At 66.7% G+C, this 21,465-nt stretch carries 4 protein-coding genes; all 4 read right to left on the bottom strand.

Features of this window, described 5'->3' with window-relative positions; genetic code table 11:
- Window positions 1-11 precede the first annotated feature (11 nt).
- From GEV37_RS10755 to GEV37_RS10740, 4 genes are read right to left on the bottom strand one after another with little or no spacing between them, the layout of a single operon-like run.
- Window positions 12-1,190: a beta-barrel domain-containing protein gene (locus GEV37_RS10755; protein WP_227390251.1), complete on the bottom strand. Its 1,179-nt coding sequence runs from the start codon at window positions 1,188-1,190 to the stop codon at window positions 12-14.
- Complete coding sequence (locus tag GEV37_RS10750) at window positions 1,177-3,333, bottom strand: type I secretion system permease/ATPase (protein ID WP_227390250.1); 2,157 nt, start codon at window positions 3,331-3,333, stop codon at window positions 1,177-1,179. The genes GEV37_RS10755 and GEV37_RS10750 overlap by 14 nt, the downstream gene beginning before the upstream one ends.
- Window positions 3,320-4,681, bottom strand: coding sequence for a TolC family protein (locus GEV37_RS10745; protein WP_227390249.1), 1,362 nt, complete (start codon window positions 4,679-4,681; stop codon window positions 3,320-3,322). Before GEV37_RS10745 ends, GEV37_RS10750 begins: the two co-directional genes overlap by 14 nt.
- Complete coding sequence (locus GEV37_RS10740) at window positions 4,678-21,156, bottom strand: Ig-like domain-containing protein (protein ID WP_227390457.1); 16,479 nt, start codon at window positions 21,154-21,156, stop codon at window positions 4,678-4,680. Before GEV37_RS10740 ends, GEV37_RS10745 begins: the two co-directional genes overlap by 4 nt.
- Between the last annotated feature and the right edge of the window lie 309 nt (window positions 21,157-21,465).

Here is a 21,465-nt window from a genome sequence, read left to right as displayed (position 1 = left end):
CCGGCAGGTGCTCAGTAGAGCCGCGCCTTGATCAGTGGCTTCAACAGGTAGCTCAACAGCGAGCGCTCGCCGGTCTGGATGTCCACGTCGGCGCGCATCCCCGGGCGAATGGGCAGGGTTTCGCCATGGCGCTGCAGATGAGTCTCGTCGGTGACGATCAGCACCTCGTAGAAGGCCTCGGTGCCGCGCGGGGTCTGCTCCTCGATGGTGTCTTCGCTGATCTGCTCGACCTGGCCCTTGAGATCGCCGTAGATGGTGTAGTCGTAGGCGGTGATCTTGACGCTGGCCGGCATGCCCGGAGCGATGAACGCCACGTCCTGAGGCTTGATACGCGCCTCGATCAACAGGCGATCCTCGATCGGGGTGATCTCCATGATCGGCTCGCCGGACTGGATGACGCCGCCCAGCGTGGTCACCAGAATGTCGTTGACCCGCCCGCGTACCGGCGAAAGGATTTCGGTGCGATTGAGCTGGTCGCGACGCTGCATCACGATCTGTTCGAGGGTGGCGAGCTCCGCCTTCTTGGTGGCTAGCTCGGTATAGGCGTCCTGGACGTAGGTATTGCGCAGCTCTGCCAGGCGTCCGGCCAGCCCGGCGATGGTCTGGCTCAGCTTCAGCGCTTCCATCTCGCTCACCGAGCGGCTCTGCACCAGTGGCTCGACCAGCGCCAACTGACGTCGGGCCAGCGCGATCTCCTCGTTCATCGAACTCTGCGCCTCGTGCAAACGCCCGCGTCGGGCGTTGAACAGTGCCTGCTCCGAGACCGCCAGCCCCCCGTCGGGGTCGATGCCCTCGGGGAACTCGATCTCCGCCTGTTCCAGCACCTCGGCTTCCAAGCGCGCGATGGCCGCACGCAGCACCTCAATCTGGCTTGCGGTCTCCAGAAAGGCGCTGCGAAAGCGCGTATCGTCCAGGCGCACCACCGGCTGGCCGATCTCGACCCGATCGCCGCGCCCCACCAGAAGCTCCGCGATGATGCCGCCTTCGAAGCTCTGGATCGTCTGTAGCCGCGTGAACGGCACCACCTTGCCTTCGCCCTTGGTCACTTCGTTGATGGTGGCCCAGGCCGCCCAGGCAACGAAGGCGACGAAGGCCAGCACGCTGACCCACAGGATGACGTGGCTGCGACGAGGCGTCAGCGCCAGCCGCGGGTCTTCGAGCTCGCGGCGAATCGTTTCACTGGGCGTCATGGCGGCGCACTCCCTGGGGTTTTCGGGCGGGTACCTTCACCTGGTTGCCGTTCACCACGCCCTCCACCGGCCCATCCATCGCCAGCTTGCCGTCGCTGAGCACCACGGCGCGCTGGGTCAGCGACAAGAGCGCCGACTTGTGAGTGGAGAGCACCAGCGTGCGTTGTTCGAGCCAGTCGCTCAAGGTCTGGATGACGCGGCGTTCGCTGGTCTGATCGAACGCCGCGGTCGGCTCGTCGAGCAGCACGATGCGCGGGTCCTGGAGCAGCAGCCTGGCCAGCCCCACCGCCTGACGCTGGCCGCCGGAGAGGCTGCGACTGCCCTGAAGGGGCAGGTCGAGCCCCTGGGGATGGCGCCCCACGAAGCTGCCAAGGCCGACCGACTCGAGGGTTTCCAGCAGCGTCTCGTCGCTGTGCGCCTGACCGTCGAGCAGCAGGTTCTCGCGCAGCGTGCCGTAGAACAGCGCGATATCCTGCGGCAGGTAGCCAATGGCGCGGCGCTTGTCGGCGGGTTCGAGCTGGGTGATGTTGACCCCGTCGAGCAAAATTTCGCCGCTGTCGGTATCACCGAGCCCCGCCAACAGGCGCAAGAGGCTCGACTTGCCGGCGCCGTTGCCGCCCAGCAGCGCAATACGCTCGCCGGCGGCGATGCTCAGGCGTTCGATATTGAGCGCCACCGGGCCATCCTGCTGGTAACTCAGCTTCACATCGCTGAGCTCAAAGGTGCCCGCAAGGCTCGCCTTGTGAACGAAGGTGCGCCCTTCCGGGCGCTCGACCGGCGCCTTCATCACCTCATCGAGACCCTCCAGCGCCACCTTGGTATGCTGCCAGCGGGCGAGAATGCCGGCCACCTGGCTCATCGGCGCGATGGTACGCGAGGCGAGGATCGTGCAGGCAATCAAGGCCCCGACGGTCAGCGCCCCGGCGCTGATCTGGTAGACCCCGACGATCACCACGCCGATATAGCAAAGCTGCTGCACGAAGGCGGCGCCGAAGCTCAGCATCGAGCTCAGCGAGCGCAGGCGAACGCCGGCATCGGCCAGCTGCGCCGAGAGCGAATCCCACATTCTGAGGTGGCGCCCCTCGGCGCGCGTGGTCTTGACGGTCTCGAGGTTCTCCAGGGTTTCCAGCACCACGCCCTGGCGGATGGCCCCTTCGCGCAGGTTCTGGCGCGCAAGCGAAGCCAGGCGCGGCTGGGCCAGAATGCCCGGCAGCACCATCAGCACCACCGCCGACAGCGGCACCCAGGCGATGGGCCCGCCGATGTAGGCGATCACGGCGATGAACAACGCGACGAAGGGCAGATCGCTGATCGCGCCGATGGTCGAGGAGGTAAAGAACTCGCGCACCGACTCGAACTCGCGAAGCTGGCTGCTGAAGGCGCCGGTGGAGCCGGGCTTGGCGGAGAGGCGCAGCTGCATGACCTGCTCGAAGAGCCGCGAGGAGAGGCTCAGGTCGAGGCGTTTGCCGGTAGTATCGATCAGCCGGGCGCGCAGCACCCGCAGCGCGAACTCGAAGGTGGCGGCCAGGGCCACGCCACTGGCCAGGATCCACAGCGTATCGAGCGCATCGTTCGGCACCACGCGGTCGTAGACCTGCATGGCGAAGATGGCGGTGCCGATCGCCAGGAGGTTGGCCATCAAGGCTGCGACCCCCACCTCCATGTAGGTCTTCCACTGTCGGCGTATCGGCCCCTTGAGCCAGTGTTCGCGCTGGGTGCGGGCGAAGCCACCGGCGCGGTCATCGCCGCGATACTCGCGACGGGCCACCACGGCCACGCCCGAATAGCGCGCCGTGAGCGCCTCAAGGGTCAGGCGCTCCTCGCCGCCGCCCGTTTCCGGTACCAGGATGACCACTTCGTCGCCGTGTCGCTCGACGAGCAGGCACACCGAGCCGCTGTCGAGCAACAACAGCGCCGGCAGCAGGCCCTCGCAAAGCCGCGCCGGCGAGAGCTCGACCACCCGGCCGGTCATGCCTGCCCGCCTGAGCGAACGCGGCACCAGGGAAAGTGGCAGCCGCCCCTGATCAAGGGCGAAACCATCGGTGAGTTCGACGCTGGCCGTGGGCCTTCCCAACTGGCGACACAGCAGCGCCAGGCCCTCGTTGAACGCATCGTCGGGAGAGTGAACGCTAGGGCGCTGCATGACGGGTCCTTATGAGATGCTCCATCTCGTCTCGCGTCGATATCATCAACGGGTAAAGAAGGCCCAGCTGGGCCGCGGCGCGGTACTGCATGCGCGCCTGCTCGGTCTCGAGTTCCACCAGTTGCCGCTCGGCCTCGAAGGCGTCGCGCTGCAGGCTCAAGAGATCGAAAACGTCGCGAAGGCCGATGGCGAACTGCTCCTCGTACACCTCGACCACGCTCGCCGCGTTGCCTAGCTGGGCCTCGAGAGCCTCGCGGCGCCAACCGAGCGCTTCGAAATTCTCGATCAACGAGCCGAGCGTTCGCCCCACGTCGCGTCGCGCTACCTCCACCCCCCAGCGCGCCGCTTCGAGCCGCTGCTGGGCGGACTCGGTACGGCGAAAGTTGGAGAGCCCCTGAAAGGTGTCCATGCGCAGCCGCAACGCCACCACGGTGTCGTCTTCCATGGTGCCGCCGATTTCACGCCGCAGCATCGATCCCTCCAGGTTGAGCCGCGGCTTGAGCGCCGCGCGCGCCTCCTCGGTTCCGGCGCGCGCCTGAGCAATGCGCTCCTCGCTCTGTCGAAACTGGGGTGAGTCGAGGATCGCCTCGTCGAGTACCTGCGGCGCGTCACGCAGTATCGCGGTCAGCGCCGGCGGGTCGGGCCAGACCATCGCGTCGGGTGCCTCGCCTACCAGCCGACGAAACTGCAGCACGGCATCGCGCCGGGCACCCTCCTCGAGGGCTGCCTGTTCGCGCGCGCGGGCGATCTCGAGCGCGGCCCGATCGGTTTCGGTACGGTCGGCATAGCCGACGTCGCTGCGCGAGCGGGTCAGACGACCGATGCGCTCGAGCGCCTCGATATGGCGCTCGACCACCGCTTCACGTCGTCGCGCATTCGCCACGTCCAGGTAGACCTCGGCGACATCCAGCGCGGCCTCCTCGGAAACGAGGTTCAGTTCCTGCTCGAACTGGCGCTCGACCGCAGAGGCGCCATCCACCTGGCTTCTGACTCGCCCCCAGTCGTAGAGCGTCTGGCTGGCGGTCAGGTCGTAGCCGAAGTTACTCGTCGAGAATCCCTCAGGCCCGGCGGAAAGCCCGACCGTCGGCCAGTAACCGTCGCGGGCGATCTCCACCTCCGTTCGCGCCTCGAGAAGCTCCTGCTCGGCGCGGGCCACCAGCGGATTGATCTCGAGTCCGCGCCGTACCGCCTCATCGAGGGTAATGGCTCCACTCGTCATCGGCAGGAGCCCAAGCCCCACCAGAGCATATCGGAAGCGTCGTCCTCCCTGCTGCTTGAACGTGTCGGCAAGCGCCGCCTCGGGGCGCTTGGCGTCGTGCTGCGTGATATCTCTCGTTGCCCGGATCAAGTCACCTCCACCACGCTGATTCCCTGCTCGATGAACAGCACGGCCCCCTGGTTGACGTACTCGTTGAATACCACGCCATCCACCGTCTGCGTCGCTGCTCGCGTCCAGTTGCCCCCGGTCAGATCGACACGGTCCTGACTGTCACCGGTGACCTGTAGAACGTTATCATCATCGGTCAGCTCGACAAGGGCGCTTCTATTCAACGTTAGTCGATTGGCGCCGTTGCCCTTGCCGAGCGCGATGCGTTCGATATTGTTGATATCGCCTACGGTCGTGCTGGTGAGGTTGAGGTTGATACCCGCCCCCAGCGCCACGATGTCGAAGCCATCCCCGCCGTCGATGCTGGCGAACTGGGTATTGCGCAGCACGATGACGTCGTCGCCGTCGCCGGTATTGATGACGTCTCGCCCGCCCACGCTGATCACCACGTCGTTGCCGTCATCGGTGGTGAAGACCTGATCCCGCGCGCTGCCTTGCACGAGGTCGGCGCGATCGCTGCCATCGTAGAACGAGCGCGTGACCGGCAGCGCATTGTTGCTGCCGAGTGCTCCGCCGATCACCCCTCCCAGCGTCGAGGTGATGGCCCCCACCGGATTGGTGAAGACCGACTCCGCCGATCCGAAATTGACCACTTCGGTGGTGCTGTGCGAGCCATCGCTGCGCACGGCGGTGAAGCCGACGTTCACTCCCTCGCCTCCCACCAGCAGTGACGTTGCACTATTGAGCAGGTTGCTCAGCACCGTCGTGCCCACCGAGAACGTGCCGTTCGCGTTGACGTTGATGGTACTGCTGCGCAGCGACGAGAAGAGGTCATCCTGGTAGACATCCAGTCGAATCGTCTGGGCGCCGACCGCGCTGCCTTCCAGGAAGGAGGCCAGCAAGCCCAACAGCGGTGGCGTACGAATCGAGAGGCCGGTAGGTGCCGCCACCGGCGTTGGCACGCTGACGGTCTCGGTAGTGTCACCCCCCACCACGGCGCGAATCTGGCTACCGGCGGCGGCGGGCTGGTTGAGAACCAGTCGCCACTCGCCCTCCTCGTTCACCCGGGTGTTGTAGGTGGTACTGCCGACCTGCACAGCTACCGCGACCCCCGCTTCGCCGCCGCCGCTGACGATGTAGCCGGCGGTCTGGTTGATGGTGGGCACGAAATCCAGTGCAATGCCCTGGTTGACCGCGAGCGTCGTATCGCCCAGTTGAATCAGGCGATAGGTCACGCCATCGATGACCGTCGTGCCCGCCGAGGCCGCGGCCCCGGAGATGACCAGGCTGTTGCTGGTCCCTCCCACGATCTGGAGCGTGTCGCCCTCCCCGGCAAGCGCGCTGGCAGTGGCGGCGTTCAGCTGCACGGTACTGCCCGTGCTGCCTAGGTTGACCCGCTGAATGTTGCTCATGCGGGCGAAGTCCGCCAGATCCAGGGTCTGGCGCCCTTCAACGAGCAGGGTGTTGAAACCGGCCCCCCCATCGATGCTGGCGAAGGCATCGCTTCTCAGCACGATGAGATCGTTACCCCCCAGCGCCTGGACCGATTGACCGGCGCCGACGATGAGCACGTCCGCCTGTTCGGTACCATTGACGACGGTCTCGCGCACGGCACCGAAGGTCAGCGAGGCCAGCGCGTTGCCCAGCAGCGCCACCTCCGTGGTGCCCACGACCCCCTGCGGCGAGGTGTACTCGAGGGTCAGGGTGGCTCCACGCCCGGTGAGAAGCCCGGCCACTCCGCCCAGCAGGTTGAACGTGCCCACGGCCGAGGTGAGTGCCGCGCCCAGGTTGAGCGAAAGCGCGCCTCCCGGGCCACTCGTCACCGGAACGCTCACCGTGCCGAGCCCTCCGATCTCCAGGGTGGCGGTGAGCTCGCTGCCCACCGGCAGCACGATGTTGGTCAGCGCCGCCACGGCCCCGGAGCCGCCTACCACCAGGTTGGTGATCGGGCTCAGGTCGAGCGTGGAAAGGGGTACCGGCAGTAGATCCACCAGGTTGACCGTGACCGGGGCGAAGCTTCGGTTGCCCTGGGCATCGGTGGCGACCGCCGTGACCGAAGCACGCAGTAGATCATCGAGGCTGAAGTTCAGGCGCGGATTGGCCAGAAGATCGATGGCGAAAGCGCCGTTGGTATCGGAGCCGACGGTAACGGTCTGGGTCACGCCGCCCAGCCGCACGGTGACCGCGACCGACGCCCCCGGGTCGGTCACGCCGACCAGCGATCCGGTGAAGTCGACCAGCGAGACGACCGGCCCCAGCAGGTTGACATCGGTCAAGGTGACGATGTCGCTCTCGTTGCCAGCACGATCAAAGCTTGAAAGCTGCAGATCGAGGCTTCGAAGATCGAGCAGTCCCTCCAGGTCATTGCCCAGCAGTTGCTGCAGGTTGAGCGCCAGCACGAACAGGTTGAGCTCGTACTGCCCAGTGGCGTTCTGAGTCAGCAGTCCTGGGTAGTCGCGGGTATCGAGTATGCGCAGCGTATCCGTCTCGTCCTCGATGCGCAGGCGAATGCCTTCACCGGGGTTGAGCAGGGTATCGATCAGGATACCGTTGCCCGCCACCTCGGTACCGTCGGCCACCGCGCGGCCCGGCGGCACGGTATCGAGCACGAAATCGACCTCCTGAGACAGCGCGCTTCCCCCGATGCTTACCCGCGCGCCGGCGGGCTGGAAGGTATACTCCGTGGCGATGTCCAGCGGGAACCGCGCATAGCCGTTGGCCACGTCCGTGGTGGTCAAGGCGTAGGTGAGCGTGGCGATGGTGCTACCGACCGCCAGGCCGCCGCCCGCGCGGGCGAAGACGTTAAGCGTGACGATGTCCCCCGCCGCGACGGGCAGGCCACCGAAGCCGATCTGTACCTCGGCTCCCACTGCCTCGAGTCCGTTGATCCAGCCATCTTCCGAGGCCGCGATCGACAGTACGGGTTGCAAGATGGTGATCGGAAGGGTCGGACTCACGCCGCCTACCCCTGGGTTTCCGGCGAGATCGGTAAAGCTTCCGCTGGCCAGGGAGACGGAGGCCGAACTCGCCAGGCCGTCGGGCCGGAACGTGGCGGTCCAGGTGGAGCCGCCGTTGAGGCTGGTCAGGTTGGTCAGCCGCCCGCCGGTCACGGCGAAGTCGTCCAGGGTGAGGCCGGTGACCGCTTCGCTGAAGGCGAAGGTCACGGTGGTGCTCTCCGCCGAGGTCAGGGGCCGCCCGCCGACGGCGAAGGTGATCGAGGTCAGGGTGGGCGGGTCGATGTCCACAGTGATGCCGCCAATGCTGGCCGGACTGCCGAGGTTACCCGCCACATCGGTGTAGCTGCCGCCGGGTAGCGTGATGCTGGCCTGACCCGAGGCGGTACCGGGCTGGAAGCTGGCGGTCCAAGTGATGCCGTTGGTGGTGCTCAGGTCGACGAGGCTGCCCCCGGTGACCTGCACGTCGCTCAGCGTGAAGTCCGTCACCGCCTCGCTGAAGGTGAAGGTGACCAGCGCCGTCTCGCCACCGCCGATCAGCGTATCGGAAATGGTGATGGTGGCGCTCGGGCGAACCGTATCAAGCAGTACCTGGACCGGCACCGACTGCCCCAGGTTTCCGACCTCGTTGACGACCCGCGCCGACAGCTCGAGGGTGCCGTTTTCAAGATCGCGCAGGAACGCCGCCGGCGCCCTGACGCTCCAGGTGCCTGCCTGCACCGTGCCATCAAAAGAAGCGCCACCAATGAAGAGCGTGACCGTCGCCCCGTCAGCGGCGCCCTCGACGGTACCGGTGACCTGAAGCCCATTGGCGATGTTCTGTGCGTTGATGACGTTGTCACCGGTCACCGGATCGATGGTGATGGTGGGCGTGGCGAGATTGACCGCATAGCCCACGCTCGTTTCGATGGCACCGATGTTGCCTGCGGCGTCCCGAGCCAGCAGCTCGAAGGCCACCACCGGCGGTACGGCGCTGGCAAGCAGGCTGCCCAGTACCGTGACGCTGAAGGCGCCTCCGGCCCCCACGTTGACGCTGTAGTCGACCCCATTGACCGTGACGTTGAGCAGGTCCCCGGAGCGATACTCGCCTTCGACGCGACCGGAGATCTCGACGCTGCGTCCCGCCTCCACCAGGTTGATGACGTTGTCCGCGGTGATCGGGTTGACCCGAATCTCCGTGGTCGTGGCGTCCGGCGCCGTGGTATCGAGCTCGAAGCCGATGGCGTTGGAAACCGCGGAGCGGTTACCGGCACCGTCGACGATGGCGGCAGAGACGCTGTAACGACCGTCCGGGTAAGTCGACGCCAGATCCACCACGATCATGCCCGCCGCGATGTCCTCAGCGGTCAGAAGATAATCGAACTCCAGTCGCGTACCTCCGGTCAGGGTGACGGTCAGGATATCGCCCGCCTGGGTACCTTCGGTCAGCATGACCCCGAGCTCGATCCCGTCCTGGGCCGCCTCGGCATTGATGAAGCCGCGTACCAGCGCCGGCAGTGCGATGTAGGGCGCATCCGACCCGGCGTCGCCGCCGGGGCTGGTCACATCCACGGTGACCGGGGCAAGCGCACTGTCTGGTCCTTCGTTGCCCGCCAGATCGAACTGGCGCGCCAGCACCTGCCCTTCGGCGTAAACGCCTTCGGGCAGCAGGAAACTGGCTCCGCTACCCACCTGCCAGGTGGTACCACCATCGAGGCTGAACTCCCAGCGTGCGCCCTCTTCAAGACCACCGATTCGCACGGTACCGTCGCTGGTCACCCCGGTGACGGTGCCGGTATCGGTGACCAGCGTCAGGGTGGGCGCGGCGGGCGGCGTCAGGTCCACCGTGACCGCTACCAGGGTTTGAGTGCCGCTGGTCAGGCCGTCCAGGCTCTGGCGAACCTGCACCTGCCCGGCGGGATAGACGCCTTCCGGCAACAGGAAACTTGCGCCTGTACCGGTTTGCCAGCTGGCACCGCCATCCAGACTGAACTCCCACACCGCACCCGGAACCAGCCCACCCACATCGACGGTGCCGTCGCTGGTGATGCCGTCCGCCACCCCGGTATCCACCGCAAGGCTCAAGGTCGGCGTGGCCGGGGCGTCCGGCTCTTCCGGTGGCGTGATGGTGAGATCGACCGTGATCGGCCCGAACGTTCCCTCTAGGCTCTGGTTGCCCGCCGCGTCCGTCTGGCGAACCTGTATCTGCCCGTCTTGGTAGATCCCTTCGGGCAGGACCAAGGTACCGTTCTGACCTGGGAGCCAGGTTTGCCCCCCGTCCAGGCTGTACTCCCAGCCCGCTCCCGGCTCCAGCCCCACCAGGCGCAAGGTGCCGTCGGCGGTGATGCCGTCGCCGACGACCCCGGTGTCGTTGACCAGCTCGAGTGTCGGGGCGAGAGGCGCCTGGGTATCGATCACCACTGGCCCCAGCACCGCTGCCGGGCTCAGGTTGCCGGCGGTATCGGTCTGACGTACCTGGATGTCATTCACTCCATAGCGGCCATCGGGCAGCGTGAAGCTGTCCCCGGTGCCCGCTTGCCAGGTGCGTCCGCCATCCAAGCTGATCTCCCAGCTCGCCCCGGCCTCGATGCCCGAGACCCCGAGGACGGCGTCGTTGATGATGTCGCCGTCAAGGCCCAGGGCAATGATCGGCGCGGCGGGAGGCGTGGCGTCGACCAGGACAGCCTCGAGCTCCGTTGCCGCGCCCACGTTGCCGGCGCGGTCGATCTGGCGTACCTGCACCTCGCCCGTCGCGTAGTCGCCATCCGGCAGCGTGAAGCCACCGCCGATGCCCGCCTGCCAGCTCTGACCTCCATCCAGGCTGACCTCCCAGGTCGCGCCGGGTTCGAGACCGCCCACGTCGATGCGACCATCGTTGACGATCGCACCCTCGATGGCAGGCGTCAGGCTCGGCGCCGCCGGCGGGGTCAGGTCGATGGTGACGGCCTCGAGCGGCGCGGCAGCGCTCACGTTACCCGCGCCATCGATCTGGCGCACGCGGATATCGCCCGCCGCGTAGCTGTCTTCAGGAAGAGTGAAGCCGCCACCGCTACCCGGCAGCCAGCTCGCACCACCGTCCAGGGTATACTCCCAGGTGGCGCCATCAACGATTCCGCTCACCTCCACGGCGGCCTGATTGGTGATCGGTCCGGTACCGACCAGGCTCACGCTGGGCGTCAAGGGCGGCGTGGTGACGACGCTGACCGCGTCGGCCTCACCAAGGCTACTCACGTTGCCCGCTACATCGAACTGGCGCACCTGAATCGCGCCCTGGGCGTAGCTGCCTGGCGGCAGGATGAAGCGCTCGCCAGCACCTTCGAGCCACGAGAGACCGCCATCCAGGCTGATCTGCCAGCGGGCGCCGGGCTCGAGGTTGCCGATGATCAAGGTGCCGTTCGCGGTGACGCCGTCGAGCGTACCGGTATCGATGGCAAGCTCGACTGTCGGCGCGTCAGGCAAGGTGGTATCGATGGTGACTGCGCCCAGCGTCGAGGTGCCGCTGGTGAGCCCGTTCAGGCTCTGGCGAACGAGCACCTGACCCGCGGCGTAGATGCCCTCCTCCAGCGTGAAGCCGTTACCCACGCCGGCCTGCCAGCTCTGGCCGCCATCCAGGCTGAACTCCCAAGTGGCGCCGTCGAGGAGTCCAGTCACGTTGACGAGGCCGTTGCTGGTGATGCCATCCAGCGCCCCGGTATCTACCGCCAGGCTCAATCCAGGCGTGGTCGGCGCATTCGGCACCTCAGGCGGGGTCACTTCTGGGTTCACGATGATCGGACCGAAGAGGCCCTCCGGGCTCACGTTGCCCGCCACGTCGAACTGACGCACCTGCACCACGCCATCGGCGTAGGCCCCCTCTGGCAAGGTAAAGCGATCCCCCGAACCGCGCTGCCAGGTGGTACCGCCATCCAGGCTGAACTCCCAGCTTGCTCCAAGTTCCAACCCTTCCACCTGCAGGGTGCCGTCGGCGGTAACACCGTCACCGACCGGCCCGGTGTCATCGACCAGCACCAGCGTGGGTGCAACCGGCGACGTGGTATCGATCACCACCGCTCCCAGATTGACCGCGGCGCCGACGTTGCCGGCCAGGTCGATCTGGCGTACCTGGACAGTGCCTGCGGCGTAGTCCCCCTCGTCCAGAACGAAGCCGGTACCGACGCCCGCCTGCCAGCTCGCCCCGCCATCGAAAGTGACCTCCCAGCGGGCGCCGGGCTCGAGTCCGCCCACCTCGACGGCGCCGTCATTGGTGATCGCGCTGCCGGCGACGAGGGTCGCGGTAGGCGCAGCCGGCGGTGTCAAGTCGATGATGATCGCCTCCAGCGGCGTGGCGGCGCTGACGTTACCTGCCCCGTCGATCTGGCGCACCCGCACCTCTCCTGCCGCGTAGTTGCCTTCGGGGAGCGAGAAACCGCCACCGGTGCCAAGCAGCCAGCTCGAACCACCGTCCAGGGTGTATTCCCAGGTGGCGCCGTCGAGGATGCCCTCCACCGCCACGGCAGCGGCGTTGGTGATGGGGCCGATACCGGCCGGGCTCACGCCGGGTGCGCTCGGCGGTGTAACGACGACGCTGATCGCGCCGGCTTCACCAAGACCACTTTCGTTGCCCGCCGCGTCGAACTGGCGGACCTGGATCGCGCCCGCCGCGTAGCTGCCCGGGGGCAGGATGAAGCGATCGCCGAAGCCTTCGAGCCAGGTAGCCCCGCCGTCCAGGCTGATCTCCCAGTACGCACCGGGCTCGAGGTTGCCGACGAGCAACGTGCCGTCGGCAGTGATGCCGTCGAGAGTCCCGGTATCCAGCGCCAGCGTGACCGTCGGTGCCTGGGGCGCCGTGGTATCGATGGTGACTGCCCCCAGGGTCGAGGTACCGCTGGTGAGTCCGTCCAGGGTCTGGCGTACCAGCACCTGACCGGCGGCGTAGGTGCCCTCGTCCAGGGTGAACGTAGTGCCGCTGCCGGTAAGCCAGCTCAGGCCGCCATCCAGGCTGACTTCCCAGGTGGCGCCTTCGATTAGCCCAGCCACGTTGACCACGCCGTTGCTGGTGATGCCATCCTGGGCGCCGGTATCCACTGCCAAGCTCAGGGTCGGCGTGGCCGGTGCATCCGGCGTTTGTGGCTCGGTGATCTCGCCGGTAACGATGATCGGGCCGAACTCGGCAGCAGGGCTTACGTTGCCCGCCACGTCGAACTGGCGCACCTGAACCGCGCCACCTTCATAGACGCCCTCGGGCAGGGTGAAGCGATCCCCTGAACCGCGCTGCCAGGTGGTACCGCCATCCAGACTGAACTCCCAGTTCGCTCCCGGTTCCAGCCCCTGAACTCGCAGGGTACCGTCGGCGGTGAGGCCGTCACCGACGATGCCGGTGTCGTTGACCAGTACCAGCGTGGGGGCGTCGGGCTCAAGGGTGTCGATCACCACCGCGCCCAGGCCGACCGAGGGTCCGGTGTTGCCGGCAGAATCGATCTGGCGTACCCGAACGTCCCCGGTGGCATAGTCACCGTCGATGAGCGTGAAACCGGTGCCGGCTCCCGCCTGCCAGGTCACCCCGCCATCGAGGCTGACCTCCCAGCTTGCGCCGGGTTCGAGATCACTCACCTCGACGCGACCATCTTTGGTGATTGCTCGGTCGGCCACCAGCGCGGCCGCCGGTGCAGCCGGCGGGGTGATATCGATGGTGACAGGCTCGAGCGCCGCCTCCGGGCCGAGGTTGCCGGCGGCATCGGTCTGGCGAACCAGGATTGCCTCCGCGGCGTAGACGCCTTCGGGCAAGGTGAAGCCAGTGCCGATACCGAGCTGCCAGCTTGCACCGCCATCCAGGCTGTACTCCCAGCTCGCGCCGGGCTCCAGGCCGCCAACGTCGATGCGGCCATCGTTGGTGATCGGGGGTTCGCCGGAGAGCGTGAGCGTCGGTGCCGCCGGCGGCGTCAGGTCGATGACGACCGCTCCCAGCGGCGCTCCGACGCTGACGTTGCCCGCGCCATCGGTCTGGCGCACGCGGATGTCGCCGGCGGCGTAGTTGCCCTCCGGCAGAGTAAAGCTCTCACCGGTGCCGGGCAGCCAGGTTTGGCCGCCGTCCAGGGTATATTCCCAGGTGGCGCCCTCCGTGATGCCGTCCACGTCGACGGTGGTCTCGTTGCTGACCGGACCGCCCGCCCGGCTCGGGGTAGGCGCGGCGGGCGGGGTGATAACGACGCTGATCGCGCCGGCCTCAGCGAGACCACTCACATTGCCCGCCACATCGAACTGGCGTACCTGGATCGCGCCGGCGGCGTAGCTGCCTGCCGGCAGGATGAAGCGCTCGCCGGCACCCTGCAGCCAGGAGACGCCGCCGTTCAGGCTGATTTCCCAGCGGGCGCCGGGCTCGAGATTGCCGATGATCAATGTGCCGTTGGCGGTGATGCCGTCGAGGGTGCCGGTATCCACCGCCAGCGTGACCGTCGGCGCCTCGGGTACTGTGGTATCGATGGTGACCGCACCCAGGGTCGAGGTGCCGCTGGTGAGCCCATCGAGGGTCTGACGGACCAGCACCTGGCCGGCGGCGTAGTCCCCCTCCTCCAGAGTGAACGTGGTGCCACTGCCGGTGAGCCAGTTCAGGCCGCCGTCCAGGCTGTATTCCCAGGTGGCGCCGCCGATCAGCCCGGCCACTTCGACCTCGCCGTTACTGGTGATGCCATCCGACGCCCCGGTATCTACCGCCAGGCTCAGCGTGGGCGTGGCCGGCGCTCCGGGCTCTTCCGGCGCGGTGACCTCGCGATCAACGGTGATCGGGCCGAACTCGGCCACGGGGCTTACGTTGCCCGCCACGTCGAACTGACGCACCTGGACCACGCCACTTGCGTAACTGCCTTCTGGCAGGATGAAGCGATCGCCCAGCCCCTGTTGCCAGGTAACGCCGCCATCCAGGCTGAACTGCCAGTTAGCCCCCGCTTCCAGCCCGGTCACGATCACGGTGCCATCGACGGTGATGCCATCGCCGGGCGTGCCGGTATCGTCGGCCAGGGCCAGGGCGGGTACTCCGGGAGGCGTGGTATCGATCACCACTGCCCCCAGATTGACCGAGGCGCCGGCGTTACCAGCCAGATCGATCTGGCGTACCTGCACGTCCCCCGCCGCGTAATCGCCTTCCGGTAACACGAAACGCTCACCTGACCCGGCCTGCCAGGTCACCCCGCCGTCCAGCGAGTACTCCCAGCTCGCGCCAGGCTCGAGGCCGCTCACCTCGACGGTGCCGTCATTGGTGATGGCGCTGTCGGCCACCAGCGCCACGCTCGGCGCCGCTGGCGGGGTCAGGTCGATCACCACGCCTTCGAGAACGGCGCTGGGGCTGACGTTGCCCGCACCGTCGATCTGGCGCACCTGGATCGTGCCGGCGCCGTAGCGCCCTTCTCCCAGGGTGAAGCTGGTACCACGCCCGCTGATCCAGGTCGCGCCGCCGTCCAGGCTGTACTCCCAGCGTGCGTTCTCTTCGATACCGCCGACGGTCACGATGCCGTCATTGGTGATCTCGCCTCCCAGCAGCTCGATGACGGGCGCGTCCGGCAGCGTCGTGTCCACGGTGATCGCGCCCAGGCGCGCCACCTCGCTGACGTTGCCCGCCCCATCGGTCTGGCGTACCTGAATGGCGCCGGCTGCGTAGCTGCCCTCTGGCAGGATATAGCGCTCACCTGTGACCATGAGCCAGGTCGTACCGCCGTTCAAGCTGATTTCCCACCGAGCACCGGTTTCCAGATTGCCCAGGCGCAACGTGCCGTCGTTGGTCAGCCCGGGAATGTCGCCATTGTCATTGACCAGGCTCACCGTCGGCGCTTCCGGCGGGGTCGTGTCGATGGTGATCGCGCCCAGGGTCGAGGTGCCGCTGACCCGGCCGCTGGCATCGAACTGGCGCACCAGGATCTGTCCCGCCGCGTAGCTGCCTTCTGGCAGGGTGAAGCCGCTGCCCATGCCCCGCAGCCAGCTCACCCCGCCGTTCAGGCTGAACTGCCAGGTCGCCCCAAATGCGAGCCCGCCCACCAGAATATTGCCGTCGTTGCTGATGCCATCGAGCTCGCCGCTATCGAGCTCCAGGCTCAGGCTCGGCGTTGCCGGCGCCTCGGGGTCTTCCGGCGGTGTCACCGTGAGATCGACGGTGACCGGGCCGAGCCTTGCGGCCTCGCTGCGATTGCCGGCGGCATCGACCTGGCGGACCTGGACCTCACCCTCCGGGTAGGTCCCCTCCTTCAGCACGAAACGGTCGCCTGCGCCGCGCTGCCAGCTCATGCCGCCATCGAAGCTGACTTCCCAGTAGGCGCCCGCTTCGAGGTTGCCCACCACAAGGGTACCGTCGGCGGTGATGCCATCGCCGGGCGTGCCGGTATCATTGGCAAGCGTCAGCGACGGGGCGCCCGGGGCGAGGGTATCGATGATCACCGCTCCCAGCGCCAGGGGCTTGCCGACGTTGCCTGCCGTATCCGTCTGGCGTACTTGGATCTGGCCGGCGGCGTACTCGCCGTCGGCAAGCTCGAACCGCGTCCCCTCCCCGGTTATCCAGGTTCGGCCACCGTCCACGCTGATTTCCCAGATGGCCCCGGCCTCGAGGTTACCGATCTCGAGAATGGCCACGTTGGTGATCGCACCGGTGCCGCCGAGGGTGGCGGTGGGCGCGGGCGGAGCGGTGGTATCGACGATGACCGCCTCCACCAGCGCCGGGGCACTGACGTTGCCGGCCCCATCGATCTGGCGCACCTGCACCTGTCCTGCCCCGTAGTTGCCTTCGGGCAGCACGAAGCGGTCGCCGCTGACGGTCTGCCAGCTCTGGCCGCGGTCCAGGCTGACCTGCCAGGTGGCGCCGGGCTGCAGCCCTTCCACCGTGAGGGTGCCATCACGCGTGATGTCGTCGCCTAGACGCTCGACGATGGGCGCCTGGGGAGGCTGGGTGACAACGGTTACCGCCCCCAGGGGAGTGATGGTACTGACGTTGCCTGCACCATCGGTCTGGCGCACTTGAATGGCGCCTGCCGGGTACTCGCCTTCACTCAGCACGAAGCGATCCCCGGTGCCCCGCTGCCAGGTAGCGCCGCCGTCGAGGCTGATTTCCCAGAACGCGTTCGGGTCGAGGTTGCCGATCGCAAGCGTCCCGTCTCGCGTGATGCCATCGATGCCGCCGGTATCGACGACCAGCGTCACGCTTGGTGTCACCGGCGCGGTGAGGTCGATGGTCACCGCTCCCAGGGTGGAGGTACCGCTGGTCACGCCCTCGGGGCTCGTCTGGCGCACCAGTACCTGGCCCGCCGTGTAGGTGCCTTCCGCCAGGGTGAACCCGTCGCCCTGCCCCGTCTGCCAGGTGGTGCCGCCGTCCAGGCTGAACTCCCAGGTGTTGCCGGGTACCACTCCGTTCACCTGCACGCCGGGATTGGAGGTCACGCCGTCGAGGCTACCGGTATCGAGTACCAGCGCCAGGGTGGGCGTGTCTGGTGCGGCCGGGTCCGTCGGCGGATCGATGGTGAGATCCACCGTGATGGGGCCCAGGCCGGCAACGCCGCTGACGTTGCCCGCCGCGTCGACCTGGCGAACCTGCACCGCGCCCTCGGGATAGCTGCCTTCAGCGAGGATGAAGCGATCTCCGGTGCCCGGTTGCCAGGTCACCCCGCCATCCAGACTTATCTCCCAACGGGCGGTGGGTTCGAGATTGCCGACCAGCACGGTGCCATCGGCCGTCACCCCGTCGTCGCCGGTATCATTCAGCGTCAGAAGCGGTGCCGGAGGCGGTGTGATATCGATCTCCACGGCACCGAGGTTGGCCACAGCGCCGACGTTACCCGCTGCATCGATCTGGCGCGCCAGAATCTGGCCTGCAGCGTAACGGCCTTCCGGCAGCTCGAAACTGTCGCCCACGCCGACGATCCAAGAGACACCGCCATTCAGGCTGTACTCCCAGCGCCCCCTCTCTTCCAGGCCCTCGACACTCACGGTTGCATCGTTGGTGATGGCGCTGTCAGCGACGAGGGAAATATCCGGCGCTGCCGGCGGGGTGACATCGATCACCACGGGAGCCAGGGCGGTGACGGGGCTTACGTTGCCCGCACCATCGGTCTGGCGCACCTGTACCTGATCGAGGCCGAAGGTGCCTTCCGGCAGCGAAAAGCTCGTGCCGGTGCCGACCGTCCAGCTCGCGCCGCCGTCCAGGCTGAATTCCCAGCGCGCCCCCGCTTCCAGGTTGCCCACAGTCACGAGGGTTTCGTTGGTGATGCCCGCGTCGAGCCCGTCGAGCACCAGGGTCGGGGCCTGGGGCGCGGTCAGATCGACGGTCACCGGGCCGAGTTCGACCGGCGCGCTCACGTTGCCCGCGCGGTCGACCTGGCGCACTTGTACCAGCCCTTCGATGTAGTCCCCTTCGGCCAGGATGAACCGGTCGCCGACGCCGCGCTGCCAGCTCACCCCGCCATCAAGGCTGACCTCCCAGCGGGCGCCGGGCTCGAGGCCGCCTATCACCACAGTACCGTCTGCGGTAATGCCATCGAGGGTTCCGGTGTCGTTGTCGAGCGCCACGCTCGGCGCGTCGGGCGCGGTGGTATCGACGATGACGCTGCCCACGGTGCGCGTTCCGCTGGTCACGCCGTTGGCATCGCTCTGGCGCACCAGCACCTCGCCGGCGGCGTAGTCGCCCTCGGCCAGCACGAAACGGTCGCCGCTGCCTGCCTGCCAGGTGTTGCCGCCGTCCAGGCTGAACTCCCAGGTGCCGCCCTGAACGAGCCCGCCCACCAAGATGGTGCCGTCGGAGGTGATGCCATCCGCCTCGCCGGTATCGTTGGCCAGAGCAAGGGTTGGAATCGGCGGGCGCGCCGGATCGTCCGGGTCCTCGATGATCAGATCGATCCGGATCGCGCCCAGTTCGGTCACGGCGCCGATATTGCCCGCCGCATCGACCTGGCGGGCCTGCACCTGCCCCGCCAGATAATTACCTTCGCCCAGGATGAAGCGATCACCGCTTCCCCGCAGCCAGGTCGCCCCGCCATCCAGGCTGAACTCCCAGGCCGAACCGGGTTCGAGGTTCCCCACGCGCACCGTACCGTCGGTCGTGACGCCGTCGACCACTCCGGAAGGCGTCAGACTCGGCGCGCCGGGGGCCGTGGTATCCACGATCACGGCGCCCAGATGGGTCGTCGCACTTTCGTTGCCCGCCACGTCGAACTGGCGCACCAGTACCTGACCCGCCGCGTAAGCCCCCTCGGACAGCGTGAAGGCGCCACCTTCACCGACAATCCAGCTTGCACCGCCGTCGATCGAGTATTCCCAGCGCGCGCCGGGCTCCAGGTCACCGACGACCACACTGCCGTCACTGGTGATGCCGTCCACCTCGCCGGTATCGTTCTCGAGCGTCAGCGTGGGGGCCTGCGGCGCGGTGGTATCCACGACCACGGGCGCCAGCACGCCGGCGGGGCTGGTATTGCCGGCCGGGTCGATCTGGCGCACCTGCACCTGGCCTTGTCCGTACTCGCCTTCCGGCAGCACGAAGCGATCGCCTTGGCCAGCGGTCCAAGTGGCGCCGCCATCCAGGCTGAACTCCCAACGGTTACCGGGCTCGAGCCCCCCCACGTTCACCGTCCCATCCCGCGTGATGCCGTCGATCTCTCCCGTATCGTTGCCGAGCGACAGCGTCGGTGCGGCGGGAACGTCCGGCGTGCCCGGCTCGGAAAGGTCCGGGTCGATGGTCACGGCCCCGAGTTCGCCTGCCGGGCTGACGTTGCCGGCGCTATCGCTTTGACGCACCTGTACCTGGCCGCTCGTGTACACGCCCTCGGCCAGGATGAAGCGATCACCGCTGCCCGCTTGCCAGCTCTGGCCGCCATCCAGGGAGAACTCCCAGCGCGCCCCGGGTTCGAGGTTGGAAACGATGATCGTGCCGTTGGAGGTCACGCCGTCCGGCGCGCCCACGTCGTTGGCCAGGGCCAGGGTGGGCGCCTCGGGCGGGGTCTGGTCGATGACCACCGCGCCCAGGGCACGGGTGCCGCTGGTATTGCCGTCCGCATCGCTCTGGCGTACCAGCACCTGGCCTGCCGCGTACTCGCCCTCGGCAAGCGTGAAGCGATCGCCGCTGCCGACCTGCCAGCTCGCCCCGCCATCCAGGCTGTACTCCCAGGTGCCACCCTCGACCAGCCCACCCACCACCACGATGCCATTGCTCGTGATGCCATCGCTGTCGCTACTACCGGTATCGTCGAGAAGTGCCAGGGTAGGAATGGCGGGAAGCGCCGGGTCATCCGGGTCGACGATGACCAGATCCACGGTGAGGGGGCCGAATTCGGTGACGTCGCTCACGTTGCCCGCCGCATCGGTCTGGCGCACCTGGATCTGGCCGGCAGCGTACTCTCCCTCCGGCAGAATGAAGCGATCCCCGGTACCCGCCTGCCAGCTCTGGCCGCCATCGAGAGAGAACTCCCAGCGCAGATTCGGCTCGAGATTACCCACCAGCATCGTGCCGTCGGTGGTGACGCCGTCCACCTCGCCGGTATCGTTGGCGAGCGTGAGCGTGGGCGCTTCAGGCGCGGTGGTATCCACCACGAGGCTACCGAGCCTTGCGGCCTCGCTTGGATTGCCATCGCTATCGCGCTGGCGCACCTGCACCTGACCCGCCGGATAAGTGCCTTCCGGAACGACGAAGCTCTCGCCCTCGCCTGCCCGCCAGGTCTGGCCGCCATCCAGGCTGTATTCCCAACCGCCGCCATCGACCAAGCCGCCCACCTGCACGGTGCCGTCGCGGGTAATGCCATCGTTGTCGCTGATGCCGGTATCGTTGACCAGCGTCAAGGTAGGGGTTGGGGGCGGAGTGGGATCGCCCGGTTCTTCCGGATCGTCGGGGTCGCCCGGTTCCTCAGGATCATCGGGGTCACCGGGTTCTTCGGGATCATCGGGATCACCCGGTTCTTCCGGGTCGTCAGGGTCGCCCGGTTCTTCTGGATCCTCGGGATCGCCGGGCTCTTCGGGATCATCAGGGTCGCCCGGCACATCTGGATCCTCGGGCTCGCCCGGAATCTCCGGTTCACCCTCCCCATCCTCGATCGGGTCATCGGGCTCCACCGGATCGGCTACACCCTCTTCGCCTTCATCGACGGGCGGACTGGCCGGTGAGTCCGAGGAACTGGACGACCCCCTTGCCAGCCCAATGGCCGCTGCCCCCAATCCACCCAGCGCCAAGGCCGGAACAAGGTCATCCATGTAAATGGCGCCCTTTTCCCGACCCTGTTCGAAACCCGCGTATTCGGCTTCCGGGTAGGAAGCCGCGAAAACCACGGTACCGTTGGAAAGCGTATTCAACTCGACGGGGATCAACTGATCCTCTTCACCGGTCAGATAGAGCTCACTGGGAGATTGACCGGGTACGTCGGCATAGAAGCCAATTACGCGAAGCGTCTCACCGTTGGTGAGCTCGATCACCAGGTCGTTGCCATCGCGCAGCATCGATGCAATGTCTTCCGGCGCCACCTGAAGAAGCACTTGGCTGGGACGCGACAAGACGATGTTAGTGTCGAAATCAAACGCTGAAACGGCGGTTACATCGCTTTCGAGAGACGCTACCTTGGCTTGGTAAGACATGCTTCGATCCTCTGTATTCTTGTAAACGCGATCAAAGCAATATCAGCCGAGTTTTCATTAATATTCAATATCTCCAACGTCATGCTCTATTTGTACAAGAGGCAAAAACTATACGCTTGACTGACGCACCACCCTGTATACAAAAAATAGCCATTTCAAACATGTAGTTATAACTAGGGCACGGGTGATTTAATAATATAAAAGTTTACTTCAAACAGATTTTTAATTATTTCGAATGATAAACAAGTCGAACTACGATTTTTTTCTATAACGGATTTCATATTCTTAATTTGTGTAACGTTATCTTTT

The organism is Vreelandella malpeensis (assembly GCF_020622355.1).
GTDB classification, from domain to species: domain Bacteria; phylum Pseudomonadota; class Gammaproteobacteria; order Pseudomonadales; family Halomonadaceae; genus Vreelandella; species Vreelandella malpeensis.
Note: the sequence above shows the minus strand (reverse complement) of the source record. Positions and strands in the feature narration are given on the sequence as shown.